The 14,016-nt window shown below is 36.5% G+C and carries 15 protein-coding genes; 10 read left to right on the top strand and 5 right to left on the bottom strand.

Features of this window, described 5'->3' with window-relative positions:
- Positions 1-3 precede the first annotated feature (3 nt).
- Entirely contained in the window at positions 4-924 is a 921-nt protein-coding gene (locus AC2S94_RS09855; protein ID WP_484628430.1) for a L,D-transpeptidase, read from the bottom strand.
- Between the two features lie 153 nt (positions 925-1,077).
- Positions 1,078-2,016 (bottom strand): L,D-transpeptidase, encoded by a 939-nt coding sequence (locus AC2S94_RS09850; protein WP_484628429.1) that lies wholly within the window; start codon positions 2,014-2,016, stop codon positions 1,078-1,080.
- A gap of 318 nt (positions 2,017-2,334) precedes the next feature.
- Between AC2S94_RS09850 and AC2S94_RS09845 the strand changes: the two genes are divergently transcribed.
- The 5 genes from AC2S94_RS09845 to arsB are packed head-to-tail and all read left to right on the top strand — an operon-like array spanning position 2,335 to position 6,001.
- Positions 2,335-3,414, top strand: coding sequence for a Gfo/Idh/MocA family protein (locus AC2S94_RS09845; RefSeq protein ID WP_484628428.1), 1,080 nt, complete (start codon positions 2,335-2,337; stop codon positions 3,412-3,414).
- Positions 3,415-3,472: 58 nt separating this feature from the next.
- Positions 3,473-3,808 carry an ArsR/SmtB family transcription factor gene (locus tag AC2S94_RS09840; RefSeq protein WP_484628427.1) on the top strand — a complete coding sequence of 112 codons (336 nt, stop codon included), beginning with the start codon at positions 3,473-3,475 and terminating at the stop codon, positions 3,806-3,808.
- 49 nt (positions 3,809-3,857) lie between these two features.
- The gene (locus AC2S94_RS09835) at positions 3,858-4,322 is read left to right on the top strand and encodes a DUF6428 family protein (protein ID WP_484628426.1); all 465 of its coding nucleotides are present in this window, start codon (positions 3,858-3,860) and stop codon (positions 4,320-4,322) included.
- A 9-nt stretch (positions 4,323-4,331) separates the two neighbouring features.
- Complete coding sequence (locus AC2S94_RS09830; protein ID WP_484628425.1) at positions 4,332-4,967, top strand: low molecular weight phosphatase family protein; 636 nt, start codon at positions 4,332-4,334, stop codon at positions 4,965-4,967.
- Positions 4,952-6,001 (top strand): ACR3 family arsenite efflux transporter, encoded by a 1,050-nt coding sequence (gene arsB, locus AC2S94_RS09825; RefSeq protein ID WP_484628424.1) that lies wholly within the window; start codon positions 4,952-4,954, stop codon positions 5,999-6,001. Before AC2S94_RS09830 ends, arsB begins: the two co-directional genes overlap by 16 nt.
- Here arsB and AC2S94_RS09820 read toward each other — a convergent pair.
- Together AC2S94_RS09820 and AC2S94_RS09815 are read right to left on the bottom strand one after the other, a co-directional pair.
- Entirely contained in the window at positions 5,989-6,633 is a 645-nt protein-coding gene (locus AC2S94_RS09820; protein WP_484628423.1) for an outer membrane beta-barrel protein, read from the bottom strand. The genes arsB and AC2S94_RS09820 overlap by 13 nt on opposite strands.
- A gap of 118 nt (positions 6,634-6,751) precedes the next feature.
- Positions 6,752-7,231 carry a VOC family protein gene (locus AC2S94_RS09815; protein ID WP_484628422.1) on the bottom strand — a complete coding sequence of 160 codons (480 nt, stop codon included), beginning with the start codon at positions 7,229-7,231 and terminating at the stop codon, positions 6,752-6,754.
- A 194-nt stretch (positions 7,232-7,425) separates the two neighbouring features.
- Here AC2S94_RS09815 and AC2S94_RS09810 point away from each other — a divergent pair, with 194 nt between their 5' ends.
- From AC2S94_RS09810 to AC2S94_RS09790, 5 genes are all read left to right on the top strand, one after another.
- Positions 7,426-8,712, top strand: coding sequence for a hypothetical protein (locus AC2S94_RS09810; protein WP_484628421.1), 1,287 nt, complete (start codon positions 7,426-7,428; stop codon positions 8,710-8,712).
- A 49-nt stretch (positions 8,713-8,761) separates the two neighbouring features.
- Positions 8,762-9,571 carry an alpha/beta hydrolase gene (locus AC2S94_RS09805; protein ID WP_484628420.1) on the top strand — a complete coding sequence of 270 codons (810 nt, stop codon included), beginning with the start codon at positions 8,762-8,764 and terminating at the stop codon, positions 9,569-9,571.
- A 13-nt stretch (positions 9,572-9,584) separates the two neighbouring features.
- A complete protein-coding gene (locus AC2S94_RS09800; RefSeq protein WP_484628419.1) occupies positions 9,585-9,944 on the top strand; it encodes a cupin domain-containing protein in 360 nt (119 codons plus the stop codon).
- Between the two features lie 103 nt (positions 9,945-10,047).
- On the top strand, positions 10,048-11,952 hold the full coding sequence (locus AC2S94_RS09795; RefSeq protein ID WP_484628418.1) for a S9 family peptidase: 1,905 nt from the start codon (positions 10,048-10,050) through the stop codon (positions 11,950-11,952).
- Between the two features lie 63 nt (positions 11,953-12,015).
- On the top strand, positions 12,016-13,194 hold the full coding sequence (locus tag AC2S94_RS09790) for an MFS transporter (protein WP_484628417.1): 1,179 nt from the start codon (positions 12,016-12,018) through the stop codon (positions 13,192-13,194).
- 9 nt (positions 13,195-13,203) lie between these two features.
- Here the strand turns inward: AC2S94_RS09790 and AC2S94_RS09785 are convergent, their stop codons facing one another.
- Positions 13,204-13,938, bottom strand: a complete 735-nt coding sequence (locus tag AC2S94_RS09785; RefSeq protein ID WP_484628416.1) for an SOS response-associated peptidase — start codon at positions 13,936-13,938, stop codon at positions 13,204-13,206.
- Positions 13,939-14,016: the final 78 nt, after the last annotated feature.

Raw genomic sequence — 14,016 nt, 5'->3', positions numbered from 1 at the left:
ATTTTATTGATCATTTAGATTATTTTCCTTCAGGTTTTTATTGTTTAATGGATCTTCCTGATAAGCTAACATATACTTTTCAATAGTTGCAAATTCATCTTTAGCTAGATCATCAGCCTTCATATTTTCTTTTAATAAATGCCATGGGATTTTAGATTGATAATCGTATTCACCAATGAGCATTATTGGAGTTCCATGCCTTGCCACCTGATTATTTTCTAATGTCCAGGTTTGGGCCCAATCATAAATAAATTGAGCGTCTTCCATTTTAAGCCTTACGCAACCATGGCTAGCAGGATGCCCGGGCATTTCGTACTGATGCATACCTATACCTTCATTATTCATAATGTTGAAATAGTAAGGTAATTTCCAGGCATGATTTACCGAACTGGTCTTCATTTTAGATTTATAATTACTGTAATATAATCCGTTGGGAGTTGGGGAAGATTTTTTTCCGGAGGAAATTGGTCCCCATCTTTTAAGATCTCCATTTTCGTACAATCCAAATGCCTGTGTACGCTGATTAATAATCATACTTTTTGGCAAACATTTTAATTGATGAATATTCTTAGGCATCGGTGAGTATTCAACCAGGTCATATGAAATGCAATCGGGAATAATAATAGCCATTTTAGGCTTAATTCTATTTTTCTCTATACGATTGAGATCAAGCAAAACCTTGGTTTGATCTTCATTTAGCAGAGTAAATAAACTATCTATTTCTTTGGTTGATTGCATCGTGTCCAGTTCATAAGTTACCTGGGTTCTATAATTTTTAGCTTCTTTTTTAATTACAGGATTTTTTTCACCCAATGATACACTATTTTGAAGATTCATTTCAATCTCAGGCTGCATCTGACAGGAAAAGAGCAACATTACCATAATTCCGATAAATAAAACCGCAGCTGGATTGTAGTTTTTCATAGATCAATAATTATCTGGAAATAGATGCCTTCAATAATTTTTAAAATAAATATACATAAACCAGTAAACATCAAGGTATAAAAAAGCCGGTAAACATTAAGATCTACTAGGATATTAATGGTTACCGGCCAATTAAATTAAAATCTAATTTAATTAAGCTTTGGCTAATTCTGCTTCAGCATTTTTCGAAGCTATATTGTGATAATTCTTAGGGTCTGATTGATATTTCTGAATGTATCCTTCTAGAGTTTTTATTTCTTCCTGAGTTAAATCATTCGCTTTCATATTCTGGGTCAAATTGATCCATGGCTTATCTGAAGCATAATCATATTCTCCGAATACCATAAACGGCGTACCATTTCTGGCAATTTGAGAACCTTCAACATCCCACATATCAGCCCAATTAAAAATGTACTTTGCATCGTCCATATATAATCTAACACATCCATGGCTAGCAGGATAGCCAGGAAGAGCGTATTGGTGTACACCTACTCCTTCAAAATTCATAAAGTTGAAATAGTAAGGAAGAATCCAAGATTCATCTACTGTACTAACCTTTCTTTTCGCTTTGTAATTCCCGTAATTCAATCCATTGGGAGTTCTCGTTGAATTCTTACCAGTACTTACAGGTCCCCATTTTACCAGTTCTCCATTCTCATAAAGTCCGAATGCCTGTACTCTTTGTGAGATCAACACAGTTTTAGGAATGCATTGTAAAAAGTTGATATTTTCGGGAAAGGGACTATACGTATTAAATTCATCTGAAGGACAGTCTGGAACAACAATAGGCCTTTCCGGTCTTAATCTATTCTTTTCGATTCTATTCAAAGCAAGTATTGTTTTCAATTGATCGTCTGAATATGAATTTACAAGGCTGTCGACCTGTTTTCGGGTTTTTAGAGAGTCAATAGTATATGTAATCTGTTTGCGATAAACTTTTGGATCTTTTTTGATCACTGGATTTTTCATAGTCATCACTTCCGTTTGAGATGTGGAAGGTTCAACTACTTGTGTGTTGGAATTACAAGCGTAAAATAGCGTACTACTGACAATAAGTAAAGAAATTTTTCTTAATGCATTAAAGCGTTTCATCGTATATAGTAGTTTGGTTTGATAGAGTGAAATTAACTCCTAAACCCCGTGAACGCTGCCAACAAAGAGTTAATGCTTTGTTGACTTTATGATAATTAACCCTTTTTAAGAACGGCGAGAATAACATTACCTTAAAATTTTCAGAAATATTAACTTAAACTTAGGGATACCTTGCTGGGACACACCATTTTATAAAATCAATTTTAACGACAGATATTATTCATTTGAAACAAATTTCAATTTATAAACTTGAAATTTAGAAATTCGATCAATAAGCAATTGTCACAGTTTTATTAAATTAAGAGGAAAATTAATGACATGAGAAACAGAAGAGATTTTATTATAAAATCAGGTTTATTGATCGGGGCTAGTTTACTTCCATTCCCTTCCTGCGCCTTTAATGCAAATTCAAAGAAACTAGGAGTGGCTTTGGTGGGACTGGGATATTACAGTACAGATCTCCTCGCTCCTGCTCTTCAGCAAACAGAACATTGCGAATTGAGAGGTATTGTAACTGGTAGTCCGGAAAAAATTCCTGTTTGGCAACGGCGATATGGAATTAAAGATGCTAATGTTTACAATTATGAAAACATGGATGAGATCGCCAATAATGATGATATTGATGTGATCTATATCGTATTGCCTACCGGTCTTCATGCAGAATATGCGATCAAGGCAGCCAACACCGGCAAACACGTTTGGTGTGAAAAACCAATGGCAAGAACCGCCGAAGAATGTCAGCAAATCATTGACGCATGTAAGAAGAATAAAGTAAAACTTTCTATAGGTTATAGAATGCAACATGAGAAGAATACCCAAACCATCATTAAATGGGCTGACACAAAACCTTACGGCAATATAAAAAATGTGATTTCTGAAGCTGGCTATAATGGTGGAACCATCAACCCCTGGAAACTGAAGAAAGAAATGGGTGGTGGAGCTATTTATGATATGGGAGTCTATACAATCAATGCCGCAAGATATTCTACCGGACTGGAGCCAATAAGTGTTACGGCAAAACAATCTACAGACAGACCGGAAATATTTACTGAAGTAGATGAAACTACCAGTTTCAAAATGGAGTTTCCCGGCGGGATCATCGTGGACGGAAAAACCAGTTTCGGAGAGAGTTTGAATGATCTCACTATAAATGCGGATAGAGGCTGGTATTATTTAAGACCAATGCAATCTTATTCTGGCGTAAAGGGAAAAACCAGTAGTGGAAAAATTCTGTCTCCAATGGGTAAAAATCAACAGGCCGTACAAATGGACGATGATGCCCTGGCGATTATAAATAATTCTGAAGTTATGGTTCCGGGTATTGAAGGACTTAAAGACATTCATATTGTTGAAAAGATCAATGAAGCTGCCAGAATTGGAAAAAAAGTCCAGATTTAATAATTAGAAATTTTGATGTAAATCCTATTCATCGTAATATTGCAATATAGTAATTATTATGGGTGTAACTAAAACAGATCTATTTACTAAAGAACAAAATGAGCTGGCCGTTCTAGCCAAATCGTTGGCACATCCTGCTCGCATAGCTATTCTTCAGTATTTGCTTGAATCGAATAAATGCATAAATGGAGACCTGGTAAATGAATTAGGTCTGGCCCAGGCAACAATTAGTCAGCATTTAAGGGAGCTGAAGAATGTTGGACTTATTCAGGGAAGCATTGAAGGTGTTTCTATGAGCTACTGTATAAATCCTGAGAAATGGAGTTCTATTCAAAAGCTTTTTAATGGCATGTTTGATAAGATCCAAAATTGTGGACCGGGCGAGTGTTGCTAAAAAAATTTGTTAATAACTATCGTAATAATACGATGAAAAGACATCAATTATGAAATTATCAGAATTTACTAATCAGTTATCCGGATTAAACGAAATCGCTTTCAAACTCCCTAACGGACAGTTGGTCCCGGAACATTTTCATGTGACTGAGGTTGGAAAGATCAGCAAACATTTTATTGATTGTGGTGGAACATTAAGGGATGAGGAAAAGATCTCTTTTCAATTATGGGAAGAGAATGATTATAACCATCGATTACATCCCGAGAAATTGGTTAAAATCATAGAACTGGCTAAAAATAAACTGGATCTTCCTGATGTGGAGATCGAAGTGGAGTACCAGGGCGAAAGTATCAATAAATTCGATCTCGAATTCAACGGCAAAAACTTTTTGCTGGTAAATACCCAAACGGCCTGTCTGGCTAAAGAAAATTGCGGTATTCCTGCCAAAAAGCCTAAAGTAAGACTGTCTGAACTTCAGAATTCATCCTGCGCCCCTAATTCTGGTTGCTGCTAATATTATTTTATGAGTACAATAAAACTTTTCCCTGCAATTGCCAGGAAGATTGAAGTTCTGAGTCAGAAAGAAATTTCTGAAGAGCGCAAGCTTGTATTACAACCGTTAATCGATTTTATTCAGAATAAGAAAGATGCGGAAGAAATTGTTAAACTAAATTTTATCTGCACCCACAATTCCAGAAGAAGTCAGTTAGGCCAGGTTTGGGCCCAGGCAATTTCGGCAAATTTCGGCGTAGATACCGAATGTTATTCCGGCGGTACTGAAGCCACTCAATTTTATATAAATGCTATTAATGCTCTTAAGAGAGCCGGCTTTAAAATTGAGGAAAATTCTGGAAATAATCCTCATTTCAAAGTCCATTTTTCTGAAGATTCGAAGGCATTAGATTGCTATTCCAAGGTATATGATGTTAATGAAAATCCCTCTGCAAATTTTGCAGCAGTGATGACCTGTTCTCATGCAGATGAGAACTGCCCATTCATTGCAGGTTCTGAAGCTAGAATTCCGCTTGATTATAAAGATCCGAAGGAGTTTGATAATACACCACTGGCTGAATCTAAATATGATGAGCGCAGCGACCAGATCGCTTCAGAAATGATCTATGTTTTTAAAAAATATAAAATAGCATGGCCAAAAAACTGAACTTTCTGGATAAAAATCTAACTGTCTGGATATTTCTAGCGATGGGAGTTGGTGTTGCCCTGGGATATTTTATTCCTTCAATTCCGGAAAATATTAATTCTTACAGTAGTGGCTCAACTAATATTCCCATTGCCATCGGACTAATTCTCATGATGTATCCGCCACTAGCCAAAGTTAAATACAAGCTTTTACCGAAAGTTTTCAAAAATGTAAAAATCCTTAGTATTTCCCTGATCATGAACTGGATCGTAGGACCATTACTCATGTTTTTTTTAGCGATAATATTTTTGCAGGATCATCCCGAATATATGGTTGGTCTAATTTTAATTGGCCTGGCCCGCTGTATCGCAATGGTGTTGGTTTGGAATGATTTAGCAGAAGGAAGTAGCGAATATGGAGCGGGATTGGTCGCCCTGAATAGTATTTTTCAGGTATTCGCCTACAGTTTTTATGCCTGGTTATTCATCACTTACCTTCCTCCCTTTTTCGGATTTGAAGCTGCCATCGTAGATATCTCGATTAAAACAATTGCGGAAAGTGTCTTGATCTATCTAGGAATTCCATTTGTTCTGGGAATTCTTAGCCGGGTGACCTTAGTTAAACTGAAAGGTGTTAATTGGTATGAAAGTAAATTTATACCTACCATCTCGCCACTTACGCTTATCGCATTGTTATTCACCATCATTATTATGTTTTCATTAAAAGGTGAACTGATCGTAGAAATCCCCATGGACGTGGTAAGAATTGCCATTCCGCTTCTTATATATTTCAGCCTGATATTTTTGATCAGTTTTTTTGTTAGCAAAGCTATGGGAGCAAATTATGAGAAAAACGCTTCGATCTCTTTTACCGCGGCAGGAAATAATTTTGAATTAGCCATTGCCGTTGCCATTGCAGTTTTTGGGCTAAATAGCGGACAGGCTTTTGCGGGCGTGATTGGTCCTCTTGTTGAAGTTCCCGCCCTGATACTACTGGTAAAAGTTTCCTTCTGGCTTAGAAAGAGATTTTATAAACCTCATAATCAATTAATATAGTAGCGTATTCCCAAGTAAATATTACTACTCAGATCCACACCATAATTAGATCTGGAAAAATCTTCTCTTCCGTCATCAAATCGGTTCATGTAGGAATAGTAAACATTTCCAATATTGGCATCTAAAGTAAACCTATCGCTAATTAAATAAGAGAATCCCGGTCTTAGGTTAACACCATAAGTATTGGTTTCAGATTTATCTAAATTTCTATCCCCTATATATTTATACTGATCATATCTGTAATTTAAAGATCCCATGATTGTAAATGCCAGTTTGGAACCGATAGGAATAAACTTTCGCACGTAAGGTGAAAAATTCACCCCATGCCTGATCGATTCATCCCTCAATTCCTCCCCATTGTATTTTGTCCTGGAATAAGAATACCCTAAAGAGAGTCCGAGAGCTAAATTATCTGAAATAAAATAGCCCATTTCCGGGTTGAGGATGAACCCAAAGCTATCTGAGTCCTGATAGGGAGTCATGTCAACATCTTCCCTATTGCCACCACCAATGGAAACAAATCCTCCAAGACTCCAGGAACCTTTTTCAATTTGAAATTTAGTAGAATCCACTTGCGCATTTACCATCAGGCTGAAAAATATGGCCGCCAGTAACATTAAAAAGCTTTTCATAATCACCGTATTTGGCTGCAATGATATGAAAAAGAAATAGTGTTATCTTACGGTTATACGTAAAATAAAAATAGTACCAGCCTTGATATTATTTATTAGCAATACATGGAAATCAAATTCAATTCTGAATAAGTTCCTGTAAATTTAAACTCCTGGTAAACATCCTAATACTCCCATCATCTTTCACCGGCCAATCTTCTCTAGGCTTATCCCAGTATAACTCTATCCCATTTCCGTCAGGATCATCAAGGTAAATCGCTTCAGAAACTCCGTGATCTGCAGCACCGGTAAGAGGATAATTTTTTTCTAATAACCTTCGGGTGATCGCAGCCAGGTCTTTTCTGGTATCATATAAAATTGCTGCATGAAACAAACCAACGCCAGATTTAGAAGCTTCCGGAGCATTCAAACTATTCCAGGTATTTAAACCTATATGATGATGATATCCTCCTGCAGATAGAAATACAGCTTGCTCCCCTAGTCTCTCTGTTATTTCAAATCCTAGCAAATCTCTATAAAATTTTAGAGATTTATCTATATCTGAAACCTTTAGATGAATGTGACCAATTCTAGTGCTGGCAGGAACTTTATAATCCATGACCTCTTCGTTTTTTCTCTAAATTTATGAAAGATTCAAAAATCATTCTCTGTACAATTTAAATTTAAAAAAGAGAGGATCATACAAATCTTTGATGAGAAGATTTTTTTTGAATATTATAACTTTTTAAAAAGTTCAGGTTTTCTTTAAAATCATAGATTTAATTTCCGAAAGGTTTATAAAACAGATCCCTGATGAAAAAGCTGATAGCTTTAGTTTCGATTTTAGTAGTCGTGTTCTTAGCTCTTATATACTGGTCTGTTTCCAGTACCGATAAAGATTTTCAAACCTGCCAGATCGAAGATGTTGAAGATCTGGAAAAATTAGATTTCAGTAAACATGATTCAGTTTTAATAGCTCCAAGCACTTTATATGAAGGTGATCTACTTAAAACTTTCATGCAGGGAGATAATTATAGAAAATCCTGGGCGACTCCAATTGAAGTCCCTATCGCATTTCTAGATACGCTCAAGGGTGGTTTAAAGATCATAAAAGAAGGAGGCGGAAAACAAACTCACTCTCTAAAACTTGAAAATTCAGACGGGGTAGTATTTACTTTAAGAAGTGTAAATAAAGATCCTAAAAAGCTGATCCCTGAAATGGCTGAAACGCTGGGACTGGAGAATATTATCGTTGATGGGATTTCAGCTCAGCATCCGCACGGAGCCATTCTCGCAGCAGAATTAGCAGAAATAGCCGGCGTACTCCATACCCATCCACAAATGCTTTTTATTCCCAAGCAGGAATCTATGGGAAAGTATAATAAGAAATATGGAAATCGCCTTTATTTACTGGAATACGAAACCGAAAGTAAAAAGAACTGGACAGATCTAAAGGATATAGATGAGATCGTTGAAACTAAAGATCTTCAGGAACTTAAGCAGGAAAAAAATAATAAATTAAGTATAGATCGGGCAGCGCTGATCAAGGCGAGACTTTTTGACCTGCTTATTGGAGATTGGGATCGGCATGCCGAACAATGGGGTTGGGCTCTTCAAGAAAAAAATGGAAAAATTAAAGCTATTCCCATTGCCGGAGATCGTGATAACGCGTTTTTCAACCTTAGCGGAGTAATTCCCTCTATTATCACTAACAAAAATGTAGAGCCTTTAGTAAGACCTTTTGAAGCAGAAATTGATTATATGCCGGGACTGGTATATCCTTTTGATCGTTATTTTCTCCTAAATACTCCTGAAGAAATGTATGTTGAACAAGCTAAAATTTTACAAAATAACCTGAAAGATGAAAAAATTGAAGAATCTTTCAAAGTCTGGCCTAAAGCAATATCTAGTCTTGATCAGGTAGACATCAGCAAGAAGATTAAAAGCAGGAGAAATCATCTGGTAGAATATGCAAAATCCTTTTATCAAATAGTTCAGGAGCAGAGAGAACTTACTGAAGCATTAAAAGGTTCAGAAAAAGCTGAAATTGATAATAACCTTATTTCTTGTTTTGAATGCGCAAAATCTTCTAATGACTAATCCGCGTATTTTATAAGATTATCCTATTTTTAGAAACTAAATTTAATTCATGCAAACCAGGTTAAAATCAATCCTTTTATTTTTCAGTTTAATTTTTGCCGGTAGTCTCATCGCTCAATCCACAGCATCACCACAGGTTTCAACTTTTGAAATTGAAGCGCCCCAACTCGACACTATTAAAAAGATCTGGATCTATTTACCAAAATCTTACAAGAATTCAGACCGTAAATACCCGGTGATCTACATGCATGATGCTCAGAATTTATTTGATAGATCAACTTCTTATGTCGGCGAATGGAAAGTGGACGAAAGCCTGGACAGTCTCGAAAAACCTGAAGCGATCATCGTGGGTATCGAACACGGCGGTACAAAAAGAATTGATGAACTTACACCTTACCCGCATGAAAAATATGGCGGTGGAAAAGCCGACAAGTATCTTGAATTTCTGGTAGAAAATTTAAAACCTCATATAGACTCTAATTATAACACTTTAATTGATCAAAAAAATACCGGGATTTTGGGTTCATCCCTGGGCGGACTGGTTTCATTTTACGCCGCTTATAAATATCCTGATACCTTTAGAATGATTGGCTCCTATTCTCCTTCTTTCTGGTTTAACCGAAAAATATACGATCTTGCCGAAGAGAAAAAATTGAATTCTGAAACCAGGTTTTATTTTCTTATTGGCACCAAAGAATCTGAAGATATGGTTCCAGATCTAAAGGAAATGATCGAGGTACTTACCAAAAATGGATTGGATCCAGAAAATTTTCAGGTGAAATATGTTGAAGGCGGTGAGCATAATGAAAAACTCTGGAGTTCTAATTTTGCCGAAACTTATCTCTGGCTAATGCAATAGCAAAATAAAAATCATGAATAAAGTAAACCTCAGCGAAAAATTTGAAAAATTTTCAGATCACTGGAACCCGAGAATTGTAGGGGAACTTAATGGCCAACAGGTGAAATTGGCAAAACTTAAAGGTGAATTTATCTGGCACTCTCATGAAAATGAGGATGAAATGTTTTTTATCATTAAGGGTAAACTTAAAATAGAATTCCATGATAAAATTGTTGAACTTCAGGAAAATGAATTCTTTATTGTTCCAAAAGGGGTTGAACATAAACCTATCGCTGATGAAGAAGTTCAGGTCATGCTTTTTGAACCAGCTTCCACAGAGCATACAGGAAAGGAAAAGCATGAACTTACAAATAACAACCAGCAGTATTTGTAAGCTTGTCTTATCACTTTAGCGGCGACTCTTCAGACATTCAATTTTTGTATATTTAACTGACCTTCAAACACAGAAGTCAATTTTCTAACTAACACACCAAAAAATGAAGAAAATCAGTTTATTTATTTTCCTGTTCGCCATGGGACTTTATGCACAGGATCAAAAGAATGCCAAGGAATATAGCATTGAGCAATTCTATGAAAATACCCGTATTGGCGGGGGAAACTTTTCTGAAGACGAAACAAAATTGCTTATCAGCAGTGATAAATCAGGTATTTTCAACCTTTATGAGATTAATATTTCTGACGGTAGTCAAACAGCAGTTACGAATTCAGAAAATGAATCGTTCTTCGCTGTAGATTACGTGCCTAATAGTGAGGATATTTTATACTCTTCAGATAAAGGCGGAAATGAGATAGATCATATTTACCTTTTAAAACCGGACGGAAGTTCAAAAGATCTTACTCCAGGAGAAAATGAAAAAGCAGAATTTGCAGGTTGGAGCGCAGATAAGGAATATATGTATTACCTGTCTAATAAAAGAGATCCGCAATTTTTCGATCTATATCAAATGAAAGTTGGCGAATGGGAGCCCGAAATGCTCTATGAAAACAAAGAAGGATATTCTGTTGCAGGACTTTCTTCATCCGGAAAGTTTCTGGCGCTAACTCAATCTATCACCACCAGTGAAAATAAATTATTTCTGCTGGATCGGGAATCTGGAGAAAAGACTGAAATTTCCAAACCTGGCTTTAGCTATAGCCCAACGGGTTTTAGTAAAAATGAAGAAGATTTCTATTATACAACGAACCACGGAGGAGAATTTAGCAGGTTAATGGCTCTTGATCTTTCTTCGATGGATTCAGAAGTACTATATGAAACAAACTGGGATGTGATGTACAGCAACCTCAGTGAAAATGACACTTACAGGGTAATTGCGATAAATGAAGATGGTGCCAACAAACTTATCATGTGGAAAAATGATAGTCAGGAACCAATAGATCTTCCAGAAATCAAGGATGGTAATATCGTATCTGCAAGTTTTTCCGAAAGTGAAGATCTATTAAGGCTGACCGTGGGAACTTCAAAAACTCCCAATAATATCTATGTCTACAATCTTAAATCGAAAGAATTAAAAAAGCTTACCAATACCCTGAATCCGGAAATAGATCCTGAAGATCTCGTTTCCGCGGAAGTGGTTAGATATAAATCTTTTGATGGCCTTGAGATTCCTGCGATCTACTATAAACCTTTAAATGCGACAGCTGATAACAAGAAACCTGCACTGGTTTGGGTTCATGGAGGTCCCGGAGGTCAATCTCGTGTAGGCTATTCAGCATTAATACAATACCTGGTAAATCACGGATATGCTGTTTTAGCAGTAAACAACCGTGGAAGCAGTGGTTATGGAGCCAGTTTTTATAAAATGGATGATAAGAATCATGGTGAGAAAGATCTTCAGGATGTTATCTATGGAAAAAAATGGCTGGAATCACAGGATTATATCAATAATAATCAAATAGGTATTATTGGAGGCAGTTATGGTGGATATATGACCATGGCTGCGATGACCTTTGAACCAGACGAATTTGAAGTTGGTGTGAACATTTTTGGAGTTACCAACTGGTTGAGAACACTCAAATCTATTCCTCCATATTGGGAATCTTTCAGAAACGCTTTATATGAGGAATTAGGTGATCCTACGACCAAGGATTCAATCCGACTCAAAAAGATCTCTCCCCTATTCCATGCGGAAAATGTAAAAAATCCAATTATGGTGCTTCAGGGAGCAAACGATCCAAGAGTGTTGCAAGTAGAATCTGATGAAATTGTGGAAGCCGTAAAAGCGAATGATGTGCCTGTGGAATATATGGTGTTTCCAGACGAAGGTCACGGTTTTGTAAAAAAAGAGAACGAGATAAAAGGATACAGGCAGATCCTGGCTTTTCTGGATAAATATCTGAGAGATGAGGATGTAAAAATGCCTGATAATTCTTTAAAAAATTAAATTAGCCATCCAGCTAATTAAAATGATGCAGGCAATATCCAGTAAGAACTTAAATCTTTTGTTTTGAGTATACCTTCCCGGATATTGCCTGTAATCGTTTTTTCACAATTTTGCTGCACCTCATTATGGTTTGCCGGTAATGCGGTTATGCCAAACCTGCTAAATGAATTTGCCTTAGATCCTTATGCGCTTGGGCATTTAACTTCTGCCGTTCAGTTTGGATTTATTACTGGGACGTTGTGTTTTGCATTTTTGACTATTGCAGACAGGTTTTCTCCTTCAAATGTCTTTTTCATTTGTGCTTTGATGGGAGCCATTTTTAATCTCGGCGCCCTTCTACAAAATAATAGTCTTTATACCTTGATCCTTTTTCGATTTTTGACTGGGTTTTCACTTGCCGGAATTTATCCTGTTGGAATGAAGATCGCCGCAGACTACTTTGATAAAGGTTTGGGAAGATCATTAGGTTTTTTGGTTGGTGCGCTGGTACTGGGAACTGCCTTTCCACATTTATTGAGAGAAGTTTTGGGGCAGGCAGATTGGGAATGGAGATCGGTAATCCTGGCCACATCACTTCTGGCCGTTTTAGGCGGGTTATTAATTTTCCTGCTCGTTCCTAACGGACCCTTTAGAACTGGAAAACAAAAGCCAGAATTGAGTTTATTTCTCAAGGTTTTCAAGAACAAAAAATTCAGATCTGCAGCTTTCGGTTATTTCGGTCATATGTGGGAACTATATGCCTTCTGGGCTTTCGTTCCTGTAATTTTAAATTATCATCAGCAAATTCATTCAGGATCTGATTTCAGCATTCCCCTTATTTCGTTTTTTATCATTGGTCTGGGCAGCATCGCTTGTATTGTTGGAGGATATATTTCTGAAAAAATAGGAGTAAGAAAAACTGCAGCCTCCGCATTACTATTATCCGGAATTTGCTGTTTATTATCCCCTTTTATTATAATGCTTGAATCTGAAATCTTTCTGATTTCTTTTTTAATATTCTGGGGATTGGTGGTAATTGCTGATTCGCCCCTATTCTCTACTCTTGTTGCTAAAAATGCCTCTCCGGAATCGCGTGGAACTGCCTTAACCATAGTCAATTGTCTTGGCTTTACAATTACTATTTTTAGTATTCAGTTATTGAATTTTCTGGCTTCAGGAAATACCCCGGTCTGGATTTTCAGCATTCTGGCGCTTGGTCCACTTTTCGGTCTCTGTGGTTTATATTTAAAAAGAGCTGACTAGTTCCAATCTTCAAAGATCCAAACTTTTATCTATAGGATCCACAGGTTGTAAAACCTTTTCGGTTTCTTTCAATGCCCAGTTCTTTTTAAGCCTGTAATTTATAACCGGATGAGCATCAAAATTCTTTGTGGTGAAACCTTCAGCTATAATATCCCTTATAACAGATTCAGATTGAGAACTTGCTATCCATTCTTTTTCAAATTTTCTGTCCAGTACCAGCGGCATTCTCTTTGCTTTGTTATGAACTTTTTCAAATAAAGGGTTGGCATCTACTGTGATCAGGGATGCTGAATAATTTCCCGAATCATCACGGTTATAAATTCCGGCGAAAGTAAAAATAGATCTATCTGTGATAGATTCACTTTCATCGAGATAACAAAAATAAGGCTGACTTTCTTTACCTGCGTGATGAGGTTCGTAAAACCCATCAGCAAATATCAGGCATCTATTTTCACGAATGGGTGTCGAATAAATTCTGGAATCAAAAACCTTATCGTCCCTGGCATTTAACGTATTATATTTTCTATTGGCATAAAAATCTGAAGCATTCGTGTAGGTTGGCACTAAACCCCAGCTTGACGGATACCAGTGGCCCGGTTCATCCATGGGAATGATATAAACATTTTGATGTGTAAAACCATCGTTCAAAAAATAAGGAGTGAGAATCCCACTTTCTACAGGAGGAGTATCCATATAGCGGGTTAAATTATCTTCAGATTGATTCAGCGATTTCTGGTAACACATTGATTTTTATTTTAAAGGTAAGAAATTGATATATCAGAAGCTGAAAATATAATAATGAGAATTCCGGTCGAATCGTTA

The organism is Christiangramia pacifica, from assembly GCF_057221535.1.
This window is presented reverse-complemented; position numbering and strand designations above follow the sequence as displayed.

Excerpts from the sequence above, each read along its gene's own strand:
- AC2S94_RS09840 (WP_484628427.1), top strand. The coding sequence starts at position 3,473 with ATGGGTGTAACTAAAACAGATCTATTTACTAAAGAACAAAATGAGCTG.
- AC2S94_RS09835 (WP_484628426.1), top strand. The coding sequence starts at position 3,858 with ATGAAATTATCAGAATTTACTAATCAGTTATCCGGATTAAACGAAATC.
- AC2S94_RS09805 (WP_484628420.1), top strand. The coding sequence starts at position 8,762 with ATGCAAACCAGGTTAAAATCAATCCTTTTATTTTTCAGTTTAATTTTT.
- AC2S94_RS09820 (WP_484628423.1), bottom strand. The coding sequence starts at position 6,633 with ATGAAAAGCTTTTTAATGTTACTGGCGGCCATATTTTTCAGCCTGATG.
- AC2S94_RS09845 (WP_484628428.1), top strand. The coding sequence starts at position 2,335 with ATGAGAAACAGAAGAGATTTTATTATAAAATCAGGTTTATTGATCGGG.
- AC2S94_RS09800 (WP_484628419.1), top strand. The coding sequence starts at position 9,585 with ATGAATAAAGTAAACCTCAGCGAAAAATTTGAAAAATTTTCAGATCAC.
- AC2S94_RS09850 (WP_484628429.1), bottom strand. The coding sequence starts at position 2,016 with ATGAAACGCTTTAATGCATTAAGAAAAATTTCTTTACTTATTGTCAGT.
- AC2S94_RS09795 (WP_484628418.1), top strand. The coding sequence starts at position 10,048 with ATGAAGAAAATCAGTTTATTTATTTTCCTGTTCGCCATGGGACTTTAT.
- arsB (WP_484628424.1), top strand. The coding sequence starts at position 4,952 with ATGGCCAAAAAACTGAACTTTCTGGATAAAAATCTAACTGTCTGGATA.
- AC2S94_RS09810 (WP_484628421.1), top strand. The coding sequence starts at position 7,426 with ATGAAAAAGCTGATAGCTTTAGTTTCGATTTTAGTAGTCGTGTTCTTA.
- AC2S94_RS09830 (WP_484628425.1), top strand. The coding sequence starts at position 4,332 with ATGAGTACAATAAAACTTTTCCCTGCAATTGCCAGGAAGATTGAAGTT.
- AC2S94_RS09815 (WP_484628422.1), bottom strand. The coding sequence starts at position 7,231 with ATGGATTATAAAGTTCCTGCCAGCACTAGAATTGGTCACATTCATCTA.
- AC2S94_RS09785 (WP_484628416.1), bottom strand. The coding sequence starts at position 13,938 with ATGTGTTACCAGAAATCGCTGAATCAATCTGAAGATAATTTAACCCGC.
- AC2S94_RS09855 (WP_484628430.1), bottom strand. The coding sequence starts at position 924 with ATGAAAAACTACAATCCAGCTGCGGTTTTATTTATCGGAATTATGGTA.